We start from the raw sequence: 23,253 nt of genomic DNA, 5'->3' as shown, positions 1-23,253 counted from the left end.
ACCGCACAAAAGCTCGGCGCAAGGTTCGGCCCCACCAACACCCACACGACGAGCCCACAGGGTGTTCTCTGATCAAGTGCTCTCGTTGCTAGCGCCCGGACAGGGCTCACAGACCCCCGGGATGCTCGAGCCGTGGCTCGAGCTACCCGGCGTACAGGACCAGGTCGCCACGTGGTCGAAACTCACCGGCCTCCAGCTCGAGCGGCTCGGGACCACCGCGACCGCCGAGGAGATCACCGACACCGCGGTGACGCAGCCGCTCGTCGTCGTGTCCGCCCTCATCGCGTACGACGAGATCGTCAAGCGCGGATCCCTGCCGTCGGAGCTCGTCGTCGCGGGCCACTCGATCGGGGAATTGGCCGCGGCCGCGATCACCGGCGTCATCAGTCGTGACGAGGCCGTCTCCCTGGCTGCCATCCGAGGCGCCGAGATGGCCAAGGCCTGCGCGCTCGAACCCACCACCATGGCCGCGGTCCTCGGCGGCGACGAGCAGCAGGTGCTCGACCGCCTCGCCGAGCTCGACCTGATCCCGGCCAACCGGAACGCGGTCGGCCAGATCGTGGCCGCCGGACGGGTCGAGGCGATCGACGAGCTCATCGCCAACCCGCCGGAGAAGGCGCGAACCCGTAAGCTGTCCGTCGCAGGCGCCTTCCACACCCGGTACATGGCGCCCGCCCAGGACGCGGTGGCCGCCGCCGCCGCGTCGATCACGCCGCAGGACCCCACCTGCGTGCTGCTGTCGAACTTCGACGGCAAGCCGGTCACGACGGGCACCGACGCCCTCGCGAAGCTGGTCGCCCAGGTGACCAACCCGGTTCGATGGGATCTCTGCTCGGCAACGATGCGCGAGCTCGGGGTCAGCGGACTGGTCGAGCTGCCCCCCGCCGGGGCGCTGACCGGTATCGCCAAGCGCGAGTTGAAGGGCACACCGACCCGTGCCCTCAAGACCCCCTCCGATCTCGAGGCGATCACAGAGCTTGGATAGCGGCGCCGCACACCGCAGGCGCCCCCGGAGGACGAGCACACCGTGATCGTCGGTCCAAACGGTGGTCAGACCACCGCTTCCGGAACCATGTGAAGTCGAAGAACGAACAACAGAAGGGAGTCACCCAGTGGCGACTCAGGACGAACTCATTGCCGGCATCGCGGAGATCATCGAAGAGGTCACCGGTATTGAGCCCTCCGAGGTCACCGTCGACAAGTCCTTCGTCGACGACCTCGACATCGACTCGCTGTCGATGGTCGAGATCGCAGTGCAGACCGAGGACAAGTACGGAGTGAAGATCCCGGACGAGGATCTGGCCGGCCTGCGCACCGTTGGTGACGCCGTCTCGTACATCCAGAAGCTCGAGGCCGAGAACCCGGAAGCCGCCGCAGCCATCAAGGCGCAGGTGGACTCCAACAAGAAGGCTGAGTGAACTAATTGACATCATCTCTTCGCGAATTCTCAACAGCGGCGGGGAACTTTCCCAGCGTCGTGGTGACCTCCATGGTCGCCACGACGTCCGTGGGTGAGGATCTCGACTCCACCTGGAAGGGCCTGATCGCCGGCGAGTCCGGTATCGGTGCTCTCACCGATGACTGGCTCACCAAGTACAACCTGCCGGTTCGTATCGGCGGCAAGTTGGTGAAGGACCCCACCGAGGAGGTGTCACGCGTCGAGGCACGACGCATGAGCTATGTCGAGCGCATGGCCCATGTGATGAGCAAGCGGTTGTGGGAGCAGGCGGGCGAGCCCGAGGTCGACCACGACCGTCTTGCGGTCGTTCTCGGTACCGGCCTCGGTGGTGGCGACGCCCTCATCGCGGCCCACGACGCCATGACCCTGACCGGCAACTACCGCAAGGTGTCGCCGCTCGCGGTGCCGATGACCATGCCGAACGGACCCGCAGCGGTCATCGGCCTGAACATCGGTGCCCGGGCCGGGGTCATCACCCCGGTGTCGGCCTGCTCGTCGGGCTCGGAGGCCATCGCGCACGCCTGGCGGCACATCGTGCTCGGCGACGCCGACATGGTCGTCACCGGCGGCGTGGAGGGCTTCATCGACGCGGTCCCGATCGCCAGCTTCGCCATGATGCGTGCGATGAGCACCCGCAACGACGATCCGGCGGCGGCGTCGCGTCCGTTCGACAAGGACCGCGACGGCTTCGTCTTCGGCGAGGCCGCGGCTCTGATGGTGATCGAACGTGAGGACCACGCCCGGGCTCGTGGCGCGCACATCCATGCGCGTCTGCTCGGCACCGGCATCACGTCCGACGGCTACCACCTGGTGGCACCGCATCCCGAGGGAACCGGTGCCGCGCGTGCGATGCGTCGCGCGCTGGAGACCGCCGGGCTGCAGAGCAGCGACATCTCCCACGTCAACGCGCACGCGACATCGACGTCGATCGGCGACACCGCCGAGGCGCTGGCGATCAATTCGGCAATCGGCGAGCACGCTGCGGTGTACGCACCGAAGTCTGCGCTCGGGCACTCCATCGGGGCTGTGGGTGCATTGGAATCGGTACTGACCGTCAAGGCGATCGAAGACGGGGTCATCCCGCCGACGCTCAACTTGGAGAACCAGGACACCGAGTGCAATCTCGACGTCGTCGCCGGTGAGCCGCGGTACGGGCAAATCGACTACGCCATCAACAACTCGTTCGGATTCGGTGGGCACAATGTGGCGCTCGCCTTTGGGCGCTACTGACACACGTGCTGCGCTCGCGCACACAGTGACTCTGTCGAAATCGTTAGGAGAATCGATGACCACCATGGCTCCGATCACTTCCCAGGAGGAATCCGTCGATCCACGCGACCCCTTGCTGCGATTGACCAATTTCTTCGATGAGGGCTCGATGTCGCTGCTGCACACCCGCGACAAGTCGGGTGTGCAGGCCGCGGTCGGCCGGGTGAAGGGCGTGCGCACCATCTCCTACTGCACCGATGGGACCGTCATGGGCGGTGCCATGGGCGTGGTGGGGTGTGCGCACATCGTCAACGCCATCGACACCGCCATCGCCGAGCAGGCACCGATCGTGGGCATCTGGCACTCCGGTGGGGCCCGCCTCGCCGAGGGTGTCGAGGCGCTGCACGCGGTCGGCAAGGTGTTCGAGGCCATGGTGCGTGCCTCGGGGTACGTACCGCAGATCTCGGTGGTCGTCGGCTTCGCCGCCGGCGGCGCCGCCTACGGGCCGGCCCTCACCGACATCGTCATCATGGCGCCGGCCGGTCGGGTGTTCGTCACCGGACCGGACGTCGTCCGCAGCGTCACCGGCGAGCAGGTCGACATGGAGTCGCTCGGCGGACCGCTGACGCACGGCAAGAAGTCGGGCGTCTCGCACATCACCGCCGATTCGGAGCCGGACGCGCTGTGGCGTGCCCGCCGCCTGATCGGGACGTTCAGCCAGCAGGGGCACTTCAGCCGTCAGCGCGCCGAGGCCGGGGACACCGACCTGAGGGCGTTGCTGCCCGAGTCGAACCGTCGGGCCTACGACGTGCACCCTGTCGTGCACGGTCTGCTCGACACCGACCTCGCCGCCGACGGTGAGACCGAGATCTCCAGCTTCGAGGAGATCCAGCCGAAGTTCGCACCCAACATCGTGGTCGGTTTCGGGCGGTTGTCCGGCCGGAGTGTCGGTGTGGTCGCCAACAACCCGCTGCGCATGGGTGGTTGCCTCAACTCGCTGAGTGCGGAGAAGGCAGCGCGGTTCGTCCGCCTGTGCGACGCATTCGGTATCCCGCTGATCGTGCTGACCGACGTCCCGGGCTACCTGCCCGGTGTCGGTCAGGAGTGGGACGGCGTCGTCCGTCGTGGGGCCAAGCTGCTCCACGCGTTCGCCGAGTGCTCGGTCCCCCGCGTGACGCTGGTGACCCGCAAGATCTACGGCGGCGCCTACATCGCGATGAACTCGCGGGCGCTCGGCGCCACGGCCGTGTTCGCATGGCCCGGTTCCGAGGTCGCCGTCATGGGGGCCAAGGCCGCCGTGGGCATCCTGCACAAGAAGGCGCTGGCCGCTGCGGCCGACGACGAGCGTGAGGCCCTGCACGAACGCCTCGCCGTCGAGCACGAGGCCATCGCCGGCGGTGTCGGACGTGCGCAGTCCATCGGTGTCGTCGACGAGATCATCGATCCGGCGAAGACCCGCAGCATCGTCGCCGAGGCGCTGGCCTCGGCGCCGGCACGACGCGGACGGCACAAGAACATCCCGTTGTGACCGTCAGCTGATTCTCGAACGAGAAAGGCCCTGGACTCCGCGGAGTCCAGGGCCTTTCTCGTCGTACCGGTCGGGTCAGCCGACGCGCTGGTGCAGCCAGGTGACCTCGGCGCCGGCACCGCCCATGCGGAACGCCTCAAGGGCCTCGTCCCACGCGGTTCCCAGAGCGGCGTCGAGTCGTCCGGCGAGGCCGGCGCTGTCGGGCTGAGAGTCCATCAGGGCGCGCAGCTGGAGCTCCCCGATCATGACGTCGCCGTTCGCGCTCATCGAGCCGCGCCACAGCCCGAGACCGGGCACGTGGCAGAACCGTTCGCCATCGACGCCCTCGCTGGCGTTCTCGGTGATCTCGAACCGCAGGGCCGACCACTCGCGCAGTGCGTTGGCCAGACGGGACCCCGTGCCGACCGGACCGGTCCAGTCGACGGTGGCGCGCTGCAGACCGGGCGCGGCGTCCTGCGCCGACCACTTCAGGTTGGCGCGCGCATCCAGGGTCGACGACAACGCCCACTCGACATGCGGGCACAACGCTGTCGGCGACGAGTGGATGTAGACCACGCCCGTCGTCAGGTCAGCGAACTGCGAAAGAGTGCGCATTGTTCTACCTCCGGGTCTCGACGAGGAACGTCTTCCCCAACGACCTTGCGACACCGCGGATAGCACAACTTCGATCACAAGTGTGCCTCATGTGACCCGTGTTGCGCCAGTGTCAGTTGAGATCGAAGTGATCAGGCCCGGTGTTCGGCGCGGATCGCGGCGACGACCGCATCGTTGAAGTCCGCCCACAACGGCTTCGCCCAGGCGCCGAATGGGCGATCGGTCAGCACGACGCAGGCCGCCTTCAGGTCCGGATCGACCCAGAGGAAGGTCCCCGACTGACCGAAATGGCCCACGGTCGCGGGCGAGTTCGTCGACCCGGTCCAGTGTGGTGATTTCTCGGCGCGGATCTCGAACCCGAGCCCCCAGTCGTTGGGGCGGTGTCTGCCGTACCCGGGCACGAAACCGTCGAGACCGGCGAAGTGGACCGAGGTGGCGTCGGCGAGCGTCTCGGCGGCGAGCACCTGCGGGTCCAGCAGTTCGGCGGCGAAACGCGCGAGGTCGGTGACCGTCGAACGCACACCGTGGCCGGCGGGCCCGTCGAGATCGGTGTCGGACAGACCCAGCGGCTCGCACACGGCCTGCGCGAAGTAGTCGGCGAAGGCGATGTCGGTCGCCGTGGCGACGGTGTCGGCGAGGACGGCGAATCCCGTGTTGGAGTAGATGCGTTGCTCCCCCACGCCCGCCTGCGTCTCGTCGGAGTCGAACGCGAGACCGGATGCGTGCGCGAGGAGGTGCTCGACGGTCGCGCCGGGCGGGCCCGCCTCCGACGTCAGGTCGACGGCCTCCTCCTCGACGGCGACGAGGACTGCGTAGGCGGTGAGCAGCTTGCTGACCGACGCGAGAGGGAACCGTCTGTTCGGGTCCCCGTGGTGCGCGACGGTCGAGCCGTCGCGCACGATCGCCGCGGCGACGTTGTCCACCGGCCAGTCGTCGAGATGATCGAGTACGGACATGTCGTCCATCTGATCACGACCGACCGGCGGACGAGACGTCGCACGCCGGACGACGAGGGGTCAGCGATCCTCGTCGGTGAAGCGGATGACCCCGCGGATGTTCTTGCCGTCGAGCATGTCCTTGTAGCCCTCGTTGATCTGCTCGAGCTTGTACTGGCGCGTCACCATGTCGTCGAGATTGAGCTTTCCCGACTTGTACAGCGACAGCAGCATCGGGATGTCGAGCTTGGGGCTCGAACCACCGAAGATGGTGCCCTGCAGGTTCTTCTGCAGCAGCGTCAGCATCGCGAGGTTGAGCGTCACATCGGTCTCCATCATGGAGCCCATGCCGGTCAGCACACAGGTGCCTGCCTTCGAGGTGATGCCCATCCACAGGTCGACGTCCTTGCCATGGACCTCACCGACGGTGACGATGACCTTCTTGGCCATGGCCCCTTCGGTGACCTCGGCGATGGTCATCGCGGCCTCCTCGACGCTGGCGAAGGCGTGTGTCGCGCCGAACTTCATGGCCTGCTCGCGCTTCCACTCCACCGGGTCGATCGCGAACACGTAGCGGGCACCGGAGATGACCGCGCCCTGCAGCGCCGAGATCCCCACGCCACCGACACCGACGATCGCGACGTCCTCGCCGACCTGCACGTCGGCGCTGTGGGTGGCCGAACCGAAGCCCGTCGGCACTCCACAGCCGACGAGGCAGGCGACCTCGAACGGGATGGACGGATCGATCTTCACCACCGAGGTCTCGTGCACCACCATGTACGGCGAGAACGTGCCGAGCAGTGTCATCGGGTAGACGTCCTCACCGGCCGCGGTGTGCACGCGGAAGGTGTGGTCGGAGACGGCCTCACCCTGGAGCAGCATGGCGCCGAAGTCGCACAGGTTGCTCAGACCGGATCGGCACGACGGACACTTGCCACACGACGGGATGAACGACAGCACGACGTGGTCGCCGACCGCAAAGTCGGTGACACCCTCACCGACGGCGTCGACAACACCGGCGCCTTCGTGGCCGCCGAGCACCGGGAACCCCGCCATCGGGATACCGCCGGTGACCAGGTGATGATCGGAGTGGCACATACCGGCCGCTTCCATCCGGATCCTGACCTCGCTCGCGCGCGGGTCCCCGATCTCGATCTCCTCGATCGCCCACGGCTCGTTGAAGTTCCTGAGCAATGCACCTTTGGTCTTCATCTGACTCCTACTCCTCGCCTGCCTCGGCCCACGGCCGAACAACACCTTGCCCGTGACACTAGTCACTACCGAGCAAAAATGAAACGTGTTCTAGTGAGTGCTCGGCGTTTGCGCGCGGGCACGGCGCGGGTGGTCGCCGCCTGAGCGTGAGCTAGCGTTGTCGTACTCGTCGCGGGCCGAGTTCGAGGTGGATCGATGGCCCCGTTGGTCGAACGTTTCCCGTCCCGGTGTCCGCGCGGGCACCGTCTCGGCATCCGTCGGATGCTGGTCGGTTGGGACAATCAGTGCGACCCTCCGCAACGCATCTGGGTGTGCCTGCGGTGCAACGCGGTGATGCACCGACACGACTACTCGTGGCCGGAATGAGCCCGACGGTCGCAGCTGCGGCGACGGTCATCGGCGAACGGCGATCCCAGCGAGATGAGCCGACCTGGAATCGCATCCCGCTCGTCTCTCACCAGGAAACCCAGACGCACCAGTCGGCTGCCGAAGCGCTTCGGACAGGGCATAGTTGAACGGGTGTACACCGACCCCGAGGCACCGAGAGGCGCCCTCGATGCGCCCGGCGCGGCCCCGTCGGTGTCCGACGAATCCTCCCGGACCCGGTGGTCCGCCACGCCGCATCGGCGGGCCGCCGAGACGTCCGACCGACCGGTGACGTCGGCCGTGCGTCCCGGCCGTCGGACGTCCGGGATCGTCGCGCACTTCGATGCGCGCTCGGCAGCAGTGCTCCTCAGTACGAGCGGAGCGCTCCCGCTCCCCCTGCTCGCCTTCATCTCACCCGGCATCATCCGCGCCGGCGGATGGCCCTACCTGGGCGCGATCTGGGTGTTCACCTTGATCGTCTTCTCCACGACGGCGATCGTCGGCCGACTGAGCGACCGACTCTTCGCCGTGTTCGGGATGATCGGGATGTTCGGCATCGCGGGGTCGGCCTACCTGGTCACCGAACCCGCCGCCGCGGGCGTGATCATCACCCTGCTCGCGGCCATCCCGGCCATATCGGCGATGTCGTCGACCCCTCGGGTGGTCGTCACCTTCTCGCTCGTCGCCGTCGTCCTCGCCCTGGGGCTCGCTTTCGTGGACCCGTCGTCAGTCGCCGGGGTCTTGGTGAAATGCGGTGCCGGCGTTGCCAATGTCATGGTTCCGGTGTTCATCGTGGCGGCGCTGCGCAGCTCGCTGGAGATAACCATGGCTCGGTACGCCGTGCTCGGCGACACCGACCCGCTCACCGGACTCCTCAACCGCCGAGGTTTCCTCACCCGCAGCAGAGAGCTGCTCGCCGAGGTCGCCGAGTCCGGCGATCAGATCGGGTTCCTGCTGATCGACGTCGACCACTTCAAGGCGGTCAACGACCGCCTCGGCCACGCTGTCGGTGATTCGGTGCTCGTCGACACGGTCGTCGCGATCGGCCGCGCCGCGCCGGGGCGGTCGCTGATCGGTCGATTCGGGGGCGAGGAGTTCGTACTCCTCTGCCCCACCAGTGGCCAGGCTGCGCTCGCCGCAGCAGCGGAGCGGATCCGACTGGCCGTGTCGTCGATGTCGACGGTGACGGTGAGCATCGGGGCAGTCACGGCGCCGTTGTCCAGCCGGGGCGCGGGGGCGCCCAACATCTCTCAGGTCATCGACCATCTGACCCACCTCGCCGACCGTTGGGTCTACGTCGCCAAGAGCGCCGGCCGCGACAGAGTCGTGTGCCTGTCGTCGTCCCCGATTCACTTCGTCGGCGGTGACTCGTCGTCCCCCGGTGCACCGGGGCGCTGACCGACGCGGGCTCAGGCGACCGACTGGTTCTCCGTCTCGGCGACGAATCCCTGCCAGACGAGCGCGTCCTCGCGTATCTGCCGCCAGACCGCGGGATCGGCGAGCCGCTGCATCGTCTCGCGGTCCCACCACATGAGGCTGGTGCGGTAGCGCTGGTCGGGGTACGGGGTGTCGGCGACTCGCTTGTCCACGCGGCCACCCGAACTCGACCAGCGCCGCAGGACGTGTTCTGCCGCGGTGGCCATGATGAAACGCGCGCCGGTCGTCGTCATCGTCGGGATGGCGACACGGGCGAGCAGCGCCGACACCGCCCCCGGATCGCCCACCGCCGGATCGACCCACGCCGTCTTCATCTCCACCACCCCGAACGCCAACCGCGACTCGATCGCGCGGATGAGCTCGTCGCGACCCTCGTTGCCGTCCCATTCGACGAGCGCATGGCTGTCCCGCACATCGAGATAGGGCCCCTGCGCGCGATGGCCTCCACGGACCACTCCCGACGAGTCCACAGCCACATAGAAGAGGGTCGTGGTGTCGCCCCGGACCACCTCGTCGTGGTCGAGCGCGGCGCTCACCCCGTGCGCGGCGTAGAGCCGTCGTGCGCCGTCGAGGTACTCGATCCACAGATCCGGGGCACTGCGAGGAGTACCGAGGACGAGGTTGCACCCGCTCGCGACGTCGAAGACCGATATAGGTTCGGACAGTCGCGGCGATGTCGACCGGAATCCATCGATCACGAAATCCGGATTTGTCAGGGACATGGATCAGTTCCTCCTCGTGCACTGGCCGATGACGTCGATCAGAACAAAGAGCGTCCGCCGGGATCTGATCAGATCAATTGTGATGATGTGAATCGGGAATGACAGAAAAAGCGTCGTGGATGGCAATGGAAATACCGCACATCGCAGACCGCTCGCACCATAATCGAAGTTACGCGCATTGTTGTGGATCATCGACCGGACAGGGCTGAAGATGGCGAATACAGAAAGCGTGTCGAGAACGCGATGGAAGCGATCAAATGATGTGGGCGTCGAGATCCTCGACTCAGAAGATGCCGCCCATCACGCCCGACTCGCGACGATCAGGGCGGACCCTGCCGTCGCGCTCCTCGACACGCTGGGCGACCAACGGACCTCGCTCGCCGAGCTGATCCCATCACCCGAGGGCGATCTTCTGACGGAATCGTCGCGATGGGTGTACTACCCGTGGCGGGCGAGCCTGGTCCGGGTGCTCGGACCGCGGGGATTCCGTCGCCTGCGTCTGGACCGGAACCAGAACAAGATCACCGCTGCCGAACAGGATCGACTGGCGGGCACAGCCGTGGGTGTCCTCGGACTCAGTGTCGGGCACGCCGTCGCCCACACCCTGGCCGTCGAGGGAATCGCGGGAACCATTCGGCTCATGGATTTCGACACCATCGATCTGTCGAACCTCAACCGCGTACCCGGTTCGGTGTTCGACCTCGGGGTCAACAAAGCGGTCGTCGCCGCACGGAGAATCGCCGAACTCGATCCCTACCTCAGGGTCGAGATCGTTCCTGGCGGCCTCGACGAGAAAACGGTGGCCGAGTTCCTCGACGACCTCGACATCGTGGTGGAGGAATGCGACTCCTTCGACGCGAAAGTGATCGTGCGCGATCATGCGCGCGCACGCGGTGTCCCGGTGATCATGCAGACGAGCGACGGCGGAGTGCTCGATGTGGAGCGTTTCGACCTCGACGGTGAGCGCCCACTGTTCCACGGCCTGCTCGGCGAGATCGACGCCGCCGCCCTCTCCGGATTGACCACGCAGCAGAAGGTCCCGCTGGGGATAACGCTGCTCGACGCCGCTCGGGTGACCGCGCGCATGGCCGCGTCGGCGGTGGAACTGGGACGAACCATCTCGACCTGGCCGCAGCTCGGAAGCGATGTGGCGCTCGGTGGCGCCACGTGTGCCGCAGCGGTCCGACGGCTGGCCCTGGGATCTCCCCTGCCCTCCGGCCGGATACGCATCGATCTCGACGCCGAACTCGGTGCGATCGACGATCCGCTCGCGACCACCGCCCCGTCGGTCCGATCGACTGCGGGGGCTGACGACGTCGCGTCGACCTTCGCCACACTGCCCAACCGCGAGGCGGTCGTCTATGCGGGCACACGGGCCCCCTCGGCGGGTAACGCCCAACCGTGGCGGGTGTCGCTCGACGACGCGGGGCTGACGGTGACCCTGCGCGAGGGTGGTCAACGTGGGGACATCGGCCGCCGCGCGAGCGCGGTCGCACTCGGCGCGATGGCGTACAACATCGAGGTCGCGGCGGCGGCGCGTTCGGTGGCGGGGGATCTCGTGGTGACCGGTTCGGGAGCCGAACTGAGCCTTCGTTATTCGTTCGGCAGCGGCGGCGACCTCGAGGGCGCGGGACTCCTGGGTGCGATGCTGCGACGGGCCACCGACCGACGGCCCGGTGACGGGACCTCGCTGACGGCCGAGGAGATCGACGCGCTGAGGACGGCCACGGGTACATCGGGCGGTATCGCGCGGATGATGACCGACCGCGCTCAGATCATCCGGTGTGGTGGGGTCCTGGGCGCGCACGATCGGATCCGATACCTGACGCCCGCCCTGCACGCCGAGATGGTGGCGGAGGTCCGGTGGCCCGACTCCGATGCCGACCCGACGACCGGGCTCACCCTCGACACCCTGGGAGTCGCCGACAACGGGCTGGGCATGCTCGAGGTCACCCGGCGAGCCGACGTGATGGCATTGCTCGCGGACTGGGACGCGGGCACCGCTCTGGCGATGCCGACGCAGGCCCTCGTCGCATCGGGGTCTGCGGTCGTCGCGATCTGCCAGATGGGCGACACGTCAGCCGATCTCGTCCGCGGAGGCATCGCCGCGGAGGCGATGTGGGTTCGTGCGACCGAGATGGGCCTGTCCGTCTGTCCGGTCACCCCGGTCTCGCTCTACGCGCGAGATGACACTGATCGCGAGGTCCTGTCGCCGGATCGCGCGGACGAACTGGCCCACCTCGACACCGAGCTACGGGAGCTGTTCGGGGTGGACGACGGTGCGTCGATCGCCATGGTGATGCGCGTCTTCCGTACCGTCGGCGACCCGCCGGTCAGTCGGCGACGACCGCACATGGCGGAATGACTCAGTACGCCCCGTCGCTCTTGACCACCGCACGTGCGGTGCGCCAGAGGATGAGCACGTCCTGCATGATCGACCAGTTCTCGACGTACGACAGGTCGAGTCGGACCGATTCCTCCCAGGACAGATCCGAGCGGCCCGAGACCTGCCAGAGCCCGGTGATGCCGGGTCGCACGAGCATCCGTCGGGTGACGACGTGGTCGTAGGTCTCGACCTCCTCGCGCAACGGCGGACGCGGGCCGACCAGACTCATCGATCCGCCCATCACGTTGAACAGCTGCGGCAGTTCGTCGAGACTGTAGCGACGCAGGAACTTGCCGACACCGGTGACGCGGGGATCGTCCTGGATCTTGAACAGCACCCCGTTGCCCTGGTTCTGCGCGGCCAGTAGTTCACGCTGCGTGTCGGCACCGACGACCATGGAACGGAACTTCCACATCGGGAACGCGACGTTACCGACGCCGATGCGTTCCCCCTTGTAGAACACCGGCCCCGGCGAGGTCACCTTCACCGCGATCGCGCAGGCCAACAGCACCGGCGAGAGCATCAGCAGCAGCATCGAGGTGGCGATGCGGTCGAACGCGGACTTCAGAAAGCGGTTGGCGCCCTGATAGCTCGGCTTGTCGATGTGGAGCAGCGGCAGGCCGGCGACGGGTCGCACCATCATGCGCGGTCCCGCGACGTCGGTGACGCCAGGAGAGACGAGCATCTCGACGTCCATGTCGTCGAGATCCCACGACAGCTCGCGCATCGCCGAGTGACCGAGGACCTCGGCGGAGGTGACGGCGACGGTCGTGGCGCCGGACAGTGCCACCGCGCTACGCGCATCGGAGAAGTCCCCGAAGACGGGGATCTCGTAACCGAACGACTCGATGATCTCGGGGTCGGACGGCTTGCCGATCGGGACGCACAGGCCCACGACCTCATAGCCGAGTTCGGGATTCTGCTGCAGACGGTCGATCATCGGCTTGGCCGATCGGACGCCGCCCATGATCAGCACCCGCTCGAGGTACTTGCGGGACTTGCGCATCCCCACCAGGTGGCGCCGCATCCCCCATCGGGCGAGCAGCAGCATCACGGTGCCGAGCGGGAAGGCGACTGCGAGGAACCCGCGCGCGATGCTCAGGTTGAGGAGCTGGCAGACGATCGCGAACACCCCGAACGTCATCACCGATGAGGTGACCACGCGGCTGTACTCGGTGGGTCCGGCCCCGAGTACGCGGCGATCGGAGCTCTGCGTCACCCGCAACATCGCGAACCATGCCATCGCGATCAGCAGTGCAGCGATGATCGCCGGCCAGCTGAAGCTCCCGAGCGTGTGGCTCAGGTCGTAACCGAAGCGGGCGACCAGTGCGACGAGAACCGCGGTGAGGACGACCACGAGGTCGACGAAACGGGCCCGCGCGGCGTAGCGGTAGAGCCAGCTCTGCGATCGCGGCTGCACGAAGCGGGCATCGGTGGACGACGCGGCGGTGCGACGGGACGTGGAAACGCGGAACGGTATGGACACTGCGACTTCCTCACGCTGACGAACTGACCAGGCGAAACCGCGCACCACTCTGTGCGATCTCCGATGAAACGGTGCAATGCGGACCACGGATGTCGACGTGCCGCCGCCCACTTCTCCCAGGTTCTCTTTCGAAAGCCTAAGGGAATGTGACGGTGCTCGCAGCTCACCTTTTCGCGTCCTTGACGGCTAGGTCGTTCACCGGCACGCATTCGTTACCAAAAACCCGTCGCTTGAGATCACCACACTCCGTCCATGACCACGACGAGCCCACCGGACTCGACGGCCTGCTGGTCTTGCGTGGCGGCTCGACGAGGTCCACGTGTCACATCGCCGTCACGAGATGTTTCCCTGGGATTCGCCGCACCGTCCTGACCCGCGATCGATCAGTCCGGCAGGTCCACCGTCATCGCGCCGAGGGCCATCGTCGCCAGCAGGGCGCGCGCCCGCTCTGTCGGCAGATCCGGGAGCCGCGGGGAGGAGTTGATGAGGCCGAACACGGCCTGCGCGCGCGTGGACGCGTCCGCGCGCGGCACGCCCAGGAGAGCCATCATTACGTCGACCCACAGGTCGACGTAATGGCGCTGCAGCCGACGGACGTCGTGACGTGCGTCGTTGTCGAGCGACGACAGATCCCGATACTGCACCTCGATCAGGTCCGGCTCGGTCAGCGCGAAATCGACGTGGAAAGCAATCAGCCGACGGATGGCCGTCGACGGGTCGTCACGACTGTCGATGACGGCGGTACCGCCCGCGAGCAGGCGCCGCGACACATCGATGAGCATCTGAGCGAGCAGATCGTGTTTGTTGGAGAAGTGGCGGTACATCGCCGGACCACTCACACCCACCGCCGCACCGATGTCCTCGAGACGCACGCTCGCGTAACCCCGTTCGGCCATCAGCCGTGCGGCGGCCGCCAAGAGCTCCTCGCGACGGGCGGCTTTGGCGACATCCCGTCTGTTGGTCGCATTCACCGCGCGACACGAGACAGATTCGCACAGTCCGACGGCGCTGATCCACCGTCGAATCGATCGACGAGCCAGTCGAGAGCGTTCGAGATGTCTATGTCGGAGTGGCCCTTACCGGGTTGCTCGCTCACTTCCACGGTGTCGCCCAGTGCACAGGCCTCCAGCACCGCCTTGCGCGTCCATGCCGGGTCGATGAACGTGTCGGCGTCACCGAACACCACCAGCATCGGTGCAGCGGCTGCGCGCTTGGGTACCGCGTAGGACTCGAGTAGGTCGGTCAACCGCTTCGCCGCGGCATCGTCGCGCGGGGCGAGCTCGAACCGGCCGATCTGTTTGATCGCGGCGTCGCGACGGGCGACCAGGGGGCCCGAGCACGCCCCCAGCACGTCCCAGTTCGCCCGTACCGATCCGCTGCGGTAGTCGTCGCGAACGATATCGGAGTGTGTGCGCGCCGCCGATTCTATGATCGCCTGGACTGCAGGCCCCTGATCGACGGTCAGCGTTCCCGACCGCGCCTTGTCGACGAGGCCGACGACATCGGCCGCCGGTGCCGCGTCGACGGTTCCGACGAGACGCAGTTCCGGGGCGTAGGTCGCGCTCTCCTCGTTCGCCGCCCAGATGGCCCCGCCTCCCTGAGACGACCCGTATCCGCCCCAGTCGGTCGAGACGTTGCCGTACAGGGCGCGGACAGCGCGGACCGAGTCGATGATGTTGCGTCCCGCCGTCGCCGCGTCGAGGTACGGGTGCACACCCGGCATCCCGAGGCCCTGATAGTCGGCGATGGTCACCGCGTATTTCGCGCCGACGAGGCCCTGGGCCAGACCGATCAACCCCAGTAGGTCCTTGGACCGCGACGGGGCGCAGTCGTTGTCGATGCCGCTGGTCCCGTGTCCGACGGCCACCACCGGCCACCCGCCGGGCGGCGCATCTCCGCCCGGGGTGAACACCGACCCGCTCACCGTGGTCGGCTTACCCGCCCTGTCGGTGGACACGTACTCGATGCGCGCAGCCTTGGTTCGGGCCAGTTGCATCGGTAGGGGGAGATCGGTCATCTCCTGCGCGCTCTTCACCGATCCGGGTGTCGATCCCCCGGTCACGTCGAGGTCGTCCTTGTCCTCGTGGATCAGCGGCCACACGACGACGAGCGCCACGGCGACGCCGACGACAACCACGAGACCGACCACCGACACGATCACCTTGACCGATCGGGTCATGCGGATTCGACTCGGACGGTTCCGCCGCGGCTGACTCGAAGTGTCGCCCGTTCGCACCGTACGACGGTCCCCGAGCTGTCGGAGCGTTCGTCACTCATGGGGAGACCATACTCGGGACGCCATGCACCGAGCATGTCGCCGGAGAGCAGGTGGGCGCCGGTCCGCGGCGAATAGAACACCTCCGTCTGCACGACCGCCCCGACCTTCTGGTGCCCGTTCTCGAATGCACCGGCGGGCAGGTGGCCCTGTTTGTCGAGCAGTTCCATCACCGGCCCCGGAGACGCGAAACACTCTCCGCCCGTACAGATCACGTCACCGTTGACGAACTCCTGACGAATCGAGGGAACGCCCCGTGACGACACGTCCCGGTACCACGGCGTGACACGTCCACCGAGGTCCACCGAACTCGCCGACGCCGCCGCGACTATCCGACGGTAGGTGGTGTCGTCGTCGACGCCGTCCGCCACCAGCGCCTTCAGTGCCGTGAACGCCGACTTCCGGGAGAAGTCGAAGTCGATGAGGCCGAAGGTGTTCTCGCGATCGCCCGCCGCTTCGGCCCGATCACGCAGTTCGTGGATCATGATCGGCCCCGCGAAAGACAACTGGGACCATTCACGTACCGATGAGACCAGCAGATCCGCCTGGCGCCGTTCATCGGTGGACGAGGCCCCGGAGGCCGGGAAGCCGACCTCGGTGGCCCAGATTCGTTTGCCCCCGTCACCGTGGCGTCGCATGACGTCGTACATGTCGGCGGCCATGCGCATCGCCGACACCGGGTTGCCCGGGTCGAATGCGTACGACTGCGGGTACGAGTACGGGTGGATCGACACCGCATCCATGAACGGTCCCCCGCCCGCCGCGTAGACACGTTCGAGGAACGTCAGTCCGTTCATCGTCGTGTCCGAGTCGACTGCGGTGGCCACCGACCCGCCGAGCACCACGCTGCGTGGGCTCGCGGACTTGATGGCGCGATAGGCGGACCTCAGCATGCGCGTGTAGAACTCCGGATCGGGCCCGGGCCGGAAGAAGAAGCCTCCGTTGGGTTCGTTCCATATCTCGTACGTCGTCACCCGCCCACCGAAGTGCCGGGCCACCTGACCCGCATACCGGCCATAGGCCGCCGGCGACGACGGCCTCTGGGAGAACTGGTCTCCCTGCTTCGAGTCCCACGTCGGCGTGTAGTCGATGATCCCGACGACCTCGATGCCGTGGCGTTCGGCGGAATCGACGACACGGTCCACCGGCGCCCAGTTCCACACGCCACGTGCGGGTTCGACGAGTGGCCAGGGTATGTCGAGTCGGAGCAGATTGACCCCGAGGTCGTTCATGGCCTCCATCGAACGACGTAGTTCCCGATCGTCTGACGCGAGGAGCAACGTCCCGCCGCCCACCCCCGTGCGGGCAAGGGTCTGCGGCGGGGCGAGTTCGGTCGCGACCGCGGGCGAACTCGCGTCGTCACCCGAGGATCTGCCCGATGTACATCCGGCCACCGCCATCGCGATGACCAGAGCGACGATCGCGACACCAGCACACCCGTGTCGACGCCTGTTCCGGGAGTGTGATGCATATCGCTTAATGCGATTCACTATAACGAAGGAGCGCTAGTGAGTTTTGATCTTTCGCGCAAAACTGATCGCGGGACGTTCGACGAATCGGTACGTGACCGCTGATACCGCAACGGTCACGATCGACAGCAGGACGAGATTTCGGACAAGGCCGGGCCAGGTGTCGCCGGCCATCAATCCCCACTTCCCCAGCGCCAACAACAGCGGGAAATGCCAGAGGTAGACACTGAAGGAGATCCGACCGAGGAACGCGAACGGGCGCCAGTCCAGTATCTCGGCCGGGACCGATCGGCGACCCTCGGCGATCGGGAGGACGACGATCACGATGAACAGTCCCGATGCCAGCGACATCAGCGTCGCCTGGTAGTTCGACCCGAGGGCGATCAGGACCAACATCGCGAACAGAGCCGGCAGCAGTGCCGCGATGGAGAACACACGTATCCGACGAGCCGTCGTCGAACCGATCAGTCCGGCGCTCACAGCCGCGAAGACAACGGCCGCAGCCATTCCGAACGCGAATGCGTCGGCCCCGCCCAAGAAACTACGCAGGACGACCGCGCACCAGTACGGTCCGAAATTCTGTTCGCCGATATCGCTGACCCCTTCGCGCACCGCGAGCCAGGCGCCGACGCCCTTGCCGACCACACCCAACAGCAGCACGGCACCGGTCATGCCGAAGGCGAGGGTCAGGGGCCTGACACCGGTGCGCCGGCGGAGCGCGAACATCGCCACCCCGATGATCGGGAGGGCGATGTAGAAAGCCACCTCCAGCGTCAACGACCACGCCGGGTTGATCCCGGTCTGGATCAGCCCGGGCAGATACGTCTGCACCAGCGTGAGATTGGCCAGCAGGGCACCGGGCTCGGTCATCATGCCGGTGCCTGCGGTGGAACCCGAGACGAGCGACGTCTGGGCATTGCGCAGATACACCGCCTGCAGAACGAAGTTGGCGATCAGGAAGATCACCAGGTAGCCGGGAAAGATCCTCAGCGCCCGGTGGATCACATAGTCACGTACGTGGGGCTGCGACGAGTCCCCGCGGAAGAGCGCTCGAACCATGGGCAGGAACAGCAGAAAACCGGACAGGGCGAAGAACAGGATCAGTGCCTGACCGAGAAACTGGATCTTGCCGGAGGCCGCGGTGTCCGGCGAGTAGTGGCCGGTCACATGAATGGTGAGGATGGCCATCGCGGCGAATCCACGAGGACCGTCGAGCCCGCGGATGCGGCCCGGTTTGATCCCGGGTGTGACCGATCCGGACACCGCCGGTGCGGGCAGTCCGGCATCGGGTGCACGATGTGCCATCGTCCGTCCTCATATCAGCGAGCGACGCTGCCGCATGTACTCCTCGTCGGTCCATCCTCGAAACGACTTCGGAGCCATGACAACGCCGTAGAACTGTCGACATCGGCGTGACCTTTACCCGATTGCAGGTCCGCCTCGATATTGTCGCCGATTCGGCATGCACGTGCAATTGCACCGGTCGTCCACTCGGGACGCGCGAGGACATCCTTGTCGCCGTACTGCACCAACATGGGTGCACTGGCCCTGACCTCGGGAACACTTCGTTTGGCGAAGTACTCGCGGAGCGTTGCTGTCGCGCTGTCAGACGCCGGCCGGAGATCGTCGGGGGTGATCGCCTTGACCGCGATCGTGCGTTCCTGTGCGTATTGCGGCGAGCACTGGGACAGGATGTCCCACTTCGACGTGACCACTCCACGGCGGAAGTCGTCGAGGTCGAGACCGGGGTTCTCGTGCTTCAGGGCGAGCAGGAGCCACTGTATCGACCCGTACTGGTCTTCCGACAACGACTCGTCCGCCGCCGAATCCGCCAGCGGTCTCAGGTCTGCGATCGGCGAGACGCTCGCCGTGCCCTTGAGGGACAGATCCGATCCATACGAGCGAGCGAGGACGTTCGCGGCCCAGACCGCTTGCCCGCCTTGCGAGATACCGAACCCCACCCACCGGTTCGACACCATCGACGACAGGCGGCGAGCGGCGCGGACGGAGTCGATCAGGTTCATGCCCTCCGTCGTCGCGTCGAGATACGGGTGGGTCGGGTCGGTACCCCCCGGGATCCCGAGGCCCTGATAGTCAGGAACCGTCACCGCATATCCGATGCGTAGGAGCGCGGTCACCACGACCGACACCCCGAGAAGCGTCGGGTCCAGTGACGGACCGCATTCACCGAGGACGCCGGTGGTTCCGTGACCGAACGCAACCACCGGCCACCCACCCTCGGGGGCAGCACCGCTCGGCACGAACACCGAACCGGACACCGTCGACTCGGAGTCGTCGATCCCGGACGTCGAGCGATATTGCACGCGGGCCGACAGCGAGGCAAGCGACGTCACGCGTCGGTCGAGCAGCGGCATGTCGGTTGCGGACACGAGGCTGCCGGGGCCCGTTCCACTCGAATCGAACTGCAGGGGTGCGCCGATCGACTCGTCATCGGTGGCGAGCGACGCCGAGCCGGAATCGGTCGAGCCGCCGCAGCCCGCGACCACCACGACCGCGCATGCGAGCACGACGGCGAGGCGCACCCGGACCGTCCTCGATCGGCGTGCAGCGATCATGGCGTACCTCCTGCTGTCCCGAGATCTCTCAACGTGTGGTGCACATCGTTCTTGTCCGAGATGCGGTCTCGCACCGCGTCGAGGCCGATCAAGATGATCGCGGCGATGAGGAATCCCATGCCGGCGCCGAGTCCGACGGCAGTGACCGCGGATGTCTCCGGGACCTCCACCGCCGGCTGCGCGGGATCGACGATCTGCAGTTCGAACTTCTCCGTACCGACCAGCGTCGACTCCACCTCGACCACCACCTGACGCATCTGGACCGCCACCGCCGTCGCCAGTGTGACCGCGGCATCCGCGGTGTCGCCCTGGGTGTGGATTGCGAGTACGGCACTGTCGGTGAAGGTCGTCACGGTGATCCGTTCCAGGAGGTCGGCCACGGTGAGGTCGTCCCCGAGCACGTGCTCGCGATCCGCCGCGATGACACGTCGGAGCACCTGGTCGGTGGTCGCGAGGTTGCGGTAGGACTCCGCGCGGAGCCGCCCCGCCAGATCACCGACGAAACCGGCAGTCACCGAGGGCGGGCCCGGAACGGTGATGAGCACCCGTGATTCGCTCTCGTAGTGCGGTGACTGGAGCGTGCTGGCCGCGAATCCCGCGGCGCCGCCCGCACACACCGCGATCAACACCACGAGCCAGAAACGGCCCATCAATCGCCCGTAGTCACCGACCGTCGAGGTGGACGGAGACCTCACGGGCGCTGTTCGCAGTTCGTGAAGGTCCAACCGCTCGTTCGCACGGTGTTGATGAACGCCACCGACTGACCGGCGTCGAGCTCTGCGGAGGTCTCACCGACTCGTTTGATCACGTCGAGCTTCTGGCCGTTCGCGCACGAACGCGCGATCGCGCGCTCGGTCCATTGCGGTGGACTGGACTGGTCGTCGGTGCCGTAGGTCACCAGGGTGGGCGCCGGGTTGGTGCCGATCGGCAACGCGCGCTCGGCGAGTTTCGATCGCACGAAGGCGGCAGCGGCCGGCGACGCAGGACGGAGGTCATCGGGACCGAGCGAGGTCAGCGCACGCACGATGTCGTCCGGCGAGGTGCGAGCCGAGGGCAGGCATTCCAGTGCTGTCGCCCAGACACTGCGGGCGAACGGAGACCGGTAGTCGTCGAGTCGCATCGACGGGTACGTCTGCGACATCGTCTGCAGCAGATAGATGTACAGCGGGTACTGATCCCGGGTCATCGTGCCGTCCACCGCGCGATCGACGAGCTCGGTCATGTCCGCGAACGGCGAGATCGCCGCGGTTCCGAGCAGCGTCAGTCCCTGCCCGTACGCGGTCGCGCGGTCCGCCGCAGCCCAGGCCGCGAGACCTCCCAGCGACGAGCCGTACGCCACCCACTGGGTGCTGACGTTCTCGGGTGCGATCGCACGGATCGCGCGGACCGCGTCGATCATGTTGTTGCCGTACGTCTTCGAGTCGAGGAACGGGTGGACGTACCCGGGCTGCCCCAGCCCCTGATAGTCCGACATCACCACGGCGTAGCCGCCCACCACGAGTGCGGCCAGGACTCCGGCATTGCCCAGCATCGAGCTGAACAGTGACGGGGCACACACGGGTTTGACGCCCGAGCTCGGATGCCCGTAGGCGACCACCGGCCACCCACCGTTGGGCGGCGGACCGTTCGGGATGACCGCGATTCCCGACACCAGCGTCGGGGAGTCGTCGATTCCCGAGGTGGAGCGGTACACGATCCGCTTGACCGTGGCGCCGACCGCGAGAAGATCGCCGTCGACCGCCTCGGTCGGATCGGCAACGGAGACGACAGAGCCGGGATTGCGGTTGTCCACCGGCTTGGTGATCGACGGCGTCGGGAACGCAGACACCAGTGGCGTCGACGGCTCGTAGGGCCGCAGAGGTATCGAGGTGTTGTCGGGTGGGGCGGTCGCACAGGAGACCACCGCGATCGCGATTGTCGTCAGCGCGAGGAACAGACGCAGCGCCCGTTTCCCGCGTGTCCCCGCCGCTGCGTCAGATCCCGCTCGACGAGGTCGGGAGTTCACGCCTTCTCCGGCGGGTTCTCGTCGCCTCCCGCGCCATCACCATCGCTCGTGTGACCCGGCTTCTGCGCTCGTGGGGCTTTCGTGTGGGTCAACGCGACACCCACCACCCGTGCACCCACCGACGTCAAGGCGTTGGCCGACGTGCGCAGTGACGACCTCGTCGTCTTGTTGGCACGCGCCACCAGGATCGCGACATCGGACAGGGCAGCACACACCACCGCATCGGAACTGGTGTCGGTGGCGGGGCTGTCGATGATGACGTGATCGAACCTCTCCCGGGCGTGTCGCAACGTCTTCTCGAATCCGTCGGAGGCGATCAGCTCGCCCGGATTCGGCGGATGGGGGCCGCAGGCCAGGATGGACAGGTTGTCGCGGATCCGGACGACGCTGGAGGCGAGATCGTCCTCACCGACGATGAGAGCCGACAGTCCGCGCGTGGTCGACTTCCCGAAGGCGCTGCCCACCGTTCCGGCGGCGAGATCGGCATCCATCAGCAGCACGTCGTGGCCCGCGTCGGCCAAGACCACGGCGAGTCCCACCGCGACGCTGGTGCGACCGGCACCGTCGCCCGGACCTGCCACCGTCACCACGCGGGGCGCCGAGCTCGAACCCGAGGCGGCGGCGCCGATGAAACGGAGGTTGGTACGCAGCCGTCGGTAGGCCGTCAGGTCCGCGGATGACGACGTCGCGACGACGGGTGCCGCCACCGCGTCGCTGTCCGGCACCTCGGCCAACACGTGGAGACCGTCCTCGGAGGTGAGGGTGTCGGCAGTCTTGATGCGGCGGTCCAGCACCGCGATGGCGAGGCTGACCAGTACGCCGAGCAGCAGGCCGACGAAGGCTCCCGCGGCCACGAGTATCTTCCAGCCGTAGCCGGTGGGGGTGGAGGGCAGGTCGGCATCGTCGAGGACGATCGCCGTCGCCGCGGCCGCACCGCCGCGTCGAGAGGTCTCGAGTTCCTGGACGACCGCCGCCGTCTCCTGCGCGACCGCATTCGCGTACGACTGGGCGCGTCGCGGTGCGCCGTTCGTCACCGTCACGGCCAGGATCACCGTCTTGGGTACCGCTGCGGCGGTCGTCGCGCCGCGCAGGTCATCGGGGCTGATCGCGCCACCGAGGGCGCTCGATGCGCGCCGGGCGACCTGATCGCTGGTGGCGATCGCGGCGTAGGAATTGACGCGTTCCTGCGCGAAGAGGTTGTTCTGGTACGACTCGCCGACCGAGGTTCCGCCTTCTGCGGTGACAAAAAGACGCGCCGTGGCGGCGTACTCAGAAGTCGTGCCGAACTGGTAGTAGGCAAACCCGCCACCGGCACCGACCACCGTGAGCAGAACAATCACCCACCAGAATTTCACGAATATCCGTACATACTCGCGAATTGCCACGCGACAGACCCCCTCGATGTTCCTGGCAAACCGGCCGCTGGCACCTGATCCGCACGACTTTTCTCGCCCTCGATAAAACCACCGACGCCATCTACGCGCGGGCCGCCCAACTATAACCCGGAGGCACCGGCCGCGTGCCACGCCAACTGTGGCGAGAAACGCGACCGGACTTGCATATCGCCCCTCGGATGCAAAGATCAGCAAGTGAT

At 67.0% G+C, this 23,253-nt stretch carries 20 protein-coding genes; 7 read left to right on the top strand and 13 right to left on the bottom strand.

What is annotated here, in order from left to right; genetic code table 11:
* The first annotated feature begins 76 nt into the window (after window positions 1-76).
* The 4 genes from JHC79_RS09680 (at window position 77) to JHC79_RS09665 (ending at window position 4,196) form a co-directional block, all read left to right on the top strand.
* Window positions 77-985, top strand: coding sequence for an ACP S-malonyltransferase (locus JHC79_RS09680; RefSeq protein ID WP_296390056.1), 909 nt, complete (start codon window positions 77-79; stop codon window positions 983-985).
* Between the two features lie 127 nt (window positions 986-1,112).
* Window positions 1,113-1,418, top strand: coding sequence for a meromycolate extension acyl carrier protein AcpM (gene acpM, locus JHC79_RS09675; RefSeq protein ID WP_296390054.1), 306 nt, complete (start codon window positions 1,113-1,115; stop codon window positions 1,416-1,418).
* A gap of 5 nt (window positions 1,419-1,423) precedes the next feature.
* On the top strand, window positions 1,424-2,689 hold the full coding sequence (locus JHC79_RS09670; RefSeq protein ID WP_296390052.1) for a KasA/KasB family beta-ketoacyl-ACP synthase: 1,266 nt from the start codon (window positions 1,424-1,426) through the stop codon (window positions 2,687-2,689).
* Window positions 2,690-2,744: 55 nt separating this feature from the next.
* A complete protein-coding gene (locus tag JHC79_RS09665; protein ID WP_296390050.1) occupies window positions 2,745-4,196 on the top strand; it encodes a carboxyl transferase domain-containing protein in 1,452 nt (483 codons plus the stop codon).
* Window positions 4,197-4,271: 75 nt separating this feature from the next.
* On the opposite strand, the gene JHC79_RS09660 is transcribed toward JHC79_RS09665, so the two are convergent.
* The 3 genes from JHC79_RS09660 to JHC79_RS09650 form a co-directional block, all read right to left on the bottom strand.
* Window positions 4,272-4,790 (bottom strand): DUF3145 domain-containing protein, encoded by a 519-nt coding sequence (locus JHC79_RS09660; RefSeq protein WP_296390048.1) that lies wholly within the window; start codon window positions 4,788-4,790, stop codon window positions 4,272-4,274.
* A 131-nt stretch (window positions 4,791-4,921) separates the two neighbouring features.
* Entirely contained in the window at window positions 4,922-5,746 is an 825-nt protein-coding gene (locus tag JHC79_RS09655; RefSeq protein ID WP_296390062.1) for a serine hydrolase domain-containing protein, read from the bottom strand.
* 60 nt (window positions 5,747-5,806) lie between these two features.
* Entirely contained in the window at window positions 5,807-6,937 is a 1,131-nt protein-coding gene (locus JHC79_RS09650; RefSeq protein WP_296390046.1) for an NDMA-dependent alcohol dehydrogenase, read from the bottom strand.
* A 195-nt stretch (window positions 6,938-7,132) separates the two neighbouring features.
* On the opposite strand from JHC79_RS09650, the gene JHC79_RS09645 reads away from it, so the two are divergent.
* Window positions 7,133-7,303 (top strand): hypothetical protein, encoded by a 171-nt coding sequence (locus tag JHC79_RS09645; protein ID WP_296390044.1) that lies wholly within the window; start codon window positions 7,133-7,135, stop codon window positions 7,301-7,303.
* A 153-nt stretch (window positions 7,304-7,456) separates the two neighbouring features.
* Window positions 7,457-8,701, top strand: coding sequence for a GGDEF domain-containing protein (locus JHC79_RS09640; protein ID WP_296390042.1), 1,245 nt, complete (start codon window positions 7,457-7,459; stop codon window positions 8,699-8,701).
* Between the two features lie 11 nt (window positions 8,702-8,712).
* On the opposite strand, the gene JHC79_RS09635 is transcribed toward JHC79_RS09640, so the two are convergent.
* Complete coding sequence (locus JHC79_RS09635) at window positions 8,713-9,462, bottom strand: hypothetical protein (protein ID WP_296390040.1); 750 nt, start codon at window positions 9,460-9,462, stop codon at window positions 8,713-8,715.
* A 211-nt stretch (window positions 9,463-9,673) separates the two neighbouring features.
* Here JHC79_RS09635 and JHC79_RS09630 point away from each other — a divergent pair, with 211 nt between their 5' ends.
* Window positions 9,674-11,827 (top strand): Rv1355c family protein, encoded by a 2,154-nt coding sequence (locus JHC79_RS09630; protein ID WP_296390039.1) that lies wholly within the window; start codon window positions 9,674-9,676, stop codon window positions 11,825-11,827.
* Between the two features lies 1 nt (window position 11,828).
* Here JHC79_RS09630 and JHC79_RS09625 read toward each other — a convergent pair whose 3' ends face one another.
* The 9 genes from JHC79_RS09625 to JHC79_RS09585 all read right to left on the bottom strand — a co-directional run bounded on the left by JHC79_RS09625 (window position 11,829) and on the right by JHC79_RS09585 (window position 23,044).
* Window positions 11,829-13,334: a sugar transferase gene (locus JHC79_RS09625; RefSeq protein ID WP_296390037.1), complete on the bottom strand. Its 1,506-nt coding sequence runs from the start codon at window positions 13,332-13,334 to the stop codon at window positions 11,829-11,831.
* A gap of 383 nt (window positions 13,335-13,717) precedes the next feature.
* Window positions 13,718-14,305: a TetR/AcrR family transcriptional regulator gene (locus JHC79_RS09620; RefSeq protein WP_296390034.1), complete on the bottom strand. Its 588-nt coding sequence runs from the start codon at window positions 14,303-14,305 to the stop codon at window positions 13,718-13,720.
* Complete coding sequence (locus tag JHC79_RS09615; protein ID WP_296390033.1) at window positions 14,302-15,513, bottom strand: lipase family protein; 1,212 nt, start codon at window positions 15,511-15,513, stop codon at window positions 14,302-14,304. The genes JHC79_RS09620 and JHC79_RS09615 overlap by 4 nt, the downstream gene beginning before the upstream one ends.
* On the bottom strand, window positions 15,510-17,009 hold the full coding sequence (locus JHC79_RS09610) for a cellulase family glycosylhydrolase (protein WP_296390031.1): 1,500 nt from the start codon (window positions 17,007-17,009) through the stop codon (window positions 15,510-15,512). The genes JHC79_RS09615 and JHC79_RS09610 overlap by 4 nt, the downstream gene beginning before the upstream one ends.
* 105 nt (window positions 17,010-17,114) lie before the next feature.
* The gene (locus tag JHC79_RS09605) at window positions 17,115-18,383 is read right to left on the bottom strand and encodes an acyltransferase (RefSeq protein ID WP_296390028.1); all 1,269 of its coding nucleotides are present in this window, start codon (window positions 18,381-18,383) and stop codon (window positions 17,115-17,117) included.
* Between the two features lie 14 nt (window positions 18,384-18,397).
* On the bottom strand, window positions 18,398-19,654 hold the full coding sequence (locus tag JHC79_RS09600; protein WP_296390026.1) for a lipase family protein: 1,257 nt from the start codon (window positions 19,652-19,654) through the stop codon (window positions 18,398-18,400).
* Window positions 19,651-20,349: a protein tyrosine kinase gene (locus tag JHC79_RS09595; protein ID WP_296390025.1), complete on the bottom strand. Its 699-nt coding sequence runs from the start codon at window positions 20,347-20,349 to the stop codon at window positions 19,651-19,653. Before JHC79_RS09595 ends, JHC79_RS09600 begins: the two co-directional genes overlap by 4 nt.
* Window positions 20,346-21,659, bottom strand: coding sequence for a lipase family protein (locus JHC79_RS09590; RefSeq protein ID WP_296390023.1), 1,314 nt, complete (start codon window positions 21,657-21,659; stop codon window positions 20,346-20,348). The genes JHC79_RS09595 and JHC79_RS09590 overlap by 4 nt, the downstream gene beginning before the upstream one ends.
* The gene (locus JHC79_RS09585) at window positions 21,656-23,044 is read right to left on the bottom strand and encodes a polysaccharide biosynthesis tyrosine autokinase (RefSeq protein WP_296390021.1); all 1,389 of its coding nucleotides are present in this window, start codon (window positions 23,042-23,044) and stop codon (window positions 21,656-21,658) included. The genes JHC79_RS09590 and JHC79_RS09585 overlap by 4 nt, the downstream gene beginning before the upstream one ends.
* Window positions 23,045-23,253 lie beyond the last annotated feature (209 nt).

Origin of the sequence: Williamsia sp., from assembly GCF_016462415.1 — a bacterium.
Lineage (GTDB): Bacteria > Actinomycetota > Actinomycetes > Mycobacteriales > Mycobacteriaceae > Williamsia_A.
Note: the sequence above shows the minus strand (reverse complement) of the source record. Positions and strands in the feature narration are given on the sequence as shown.

What these genes read in the sequence shown, in the direction of transcription:
- JHC79_RS09610 (WP_296390031.1), bottom strand. Translation starts at nt 17,009, where the DNA reads ATGGCGGTGGCCGGATGTACATCGGGCAGATCCTCGGGTGACGACGCG.
- JHC79_RS09600 (WP_296390026.1), bottom strand. Translation starts at nt 19,654, where the DNA reads ATGATCGCTGCACGCCGATCGAGGACGGTCCGGGTGCGCCTCGCCGTC.
- JHC79_RS09635 (WP_296390040.1), bottom strand. Translation starts at nt 9,462, where the DNA reads ATGTCCCTGACAAATCCGGATTTCGTGATCGATGGATTCCGGTCGACA.
- JHC79_RS09605 (WP_296390028.1), bottom strand. Translation starts at nt 18,383, where the DNA reads ATGGCACATCGTGCACCCGATGCCGGACTGCCCGCACCGGCGGTGTCC.
- JHC79_RS09655 (WP_296390062.1), bottom strand. Translation starts at nt 5,746, where the DNA reads ATGTCCGTACTCGATCATCTCGACGACTGGCCGGTGGACAACGTCGCC.
- JHC79_RS09615 (WP_296390033.1), bottom strand. Translation starts at nt 15,513, where the DNA reads ATGACCCGATCGGTCAAGGTGATCGTGTCGGTGGTCGGTCTCGTGGTT.
- JHC79_RS09660 (WP_296390048.1), bottom strand. Translation starts at nt 4,790, where the DNA reads ATGCGCACTCTTTCGCAGTTCGCTGACCTGACGACGGGCGTGGTCTAC.
- JHC79_RS09630 (WP_296390039.1), top strand. Translation starts at nt 9,674, where the DNA reads ATGGCGAATACAGAAAGCGTGTCGAGAACGCGATGGAAGCGATCAAAT.
- JHC79_RS09665 (WP_296390050.1), top strand. Translation starts at nt 2,745, where the DNA reads ATGACCACCATGGCTCCGATCACTTCCCAGGAGGAATCCGTCGATCCA.
- JHC79_RS09650 (WP_296390046.1), bottom strand. Translation starts at nt 6,937, where the DNA reads ATGAAGACCAAAGGTGCATTGCTCAGGAACTTCAACGAGCCGTGGGCG.
- JHC79_RS09645 (WP_296390044.1), top strand. Translation starts at nt 7,133, where the DNA reads ATGGCCCCGTTGGTCGAACGTTTCCCGTCCCGGTGTCCGCGCGGGCAC.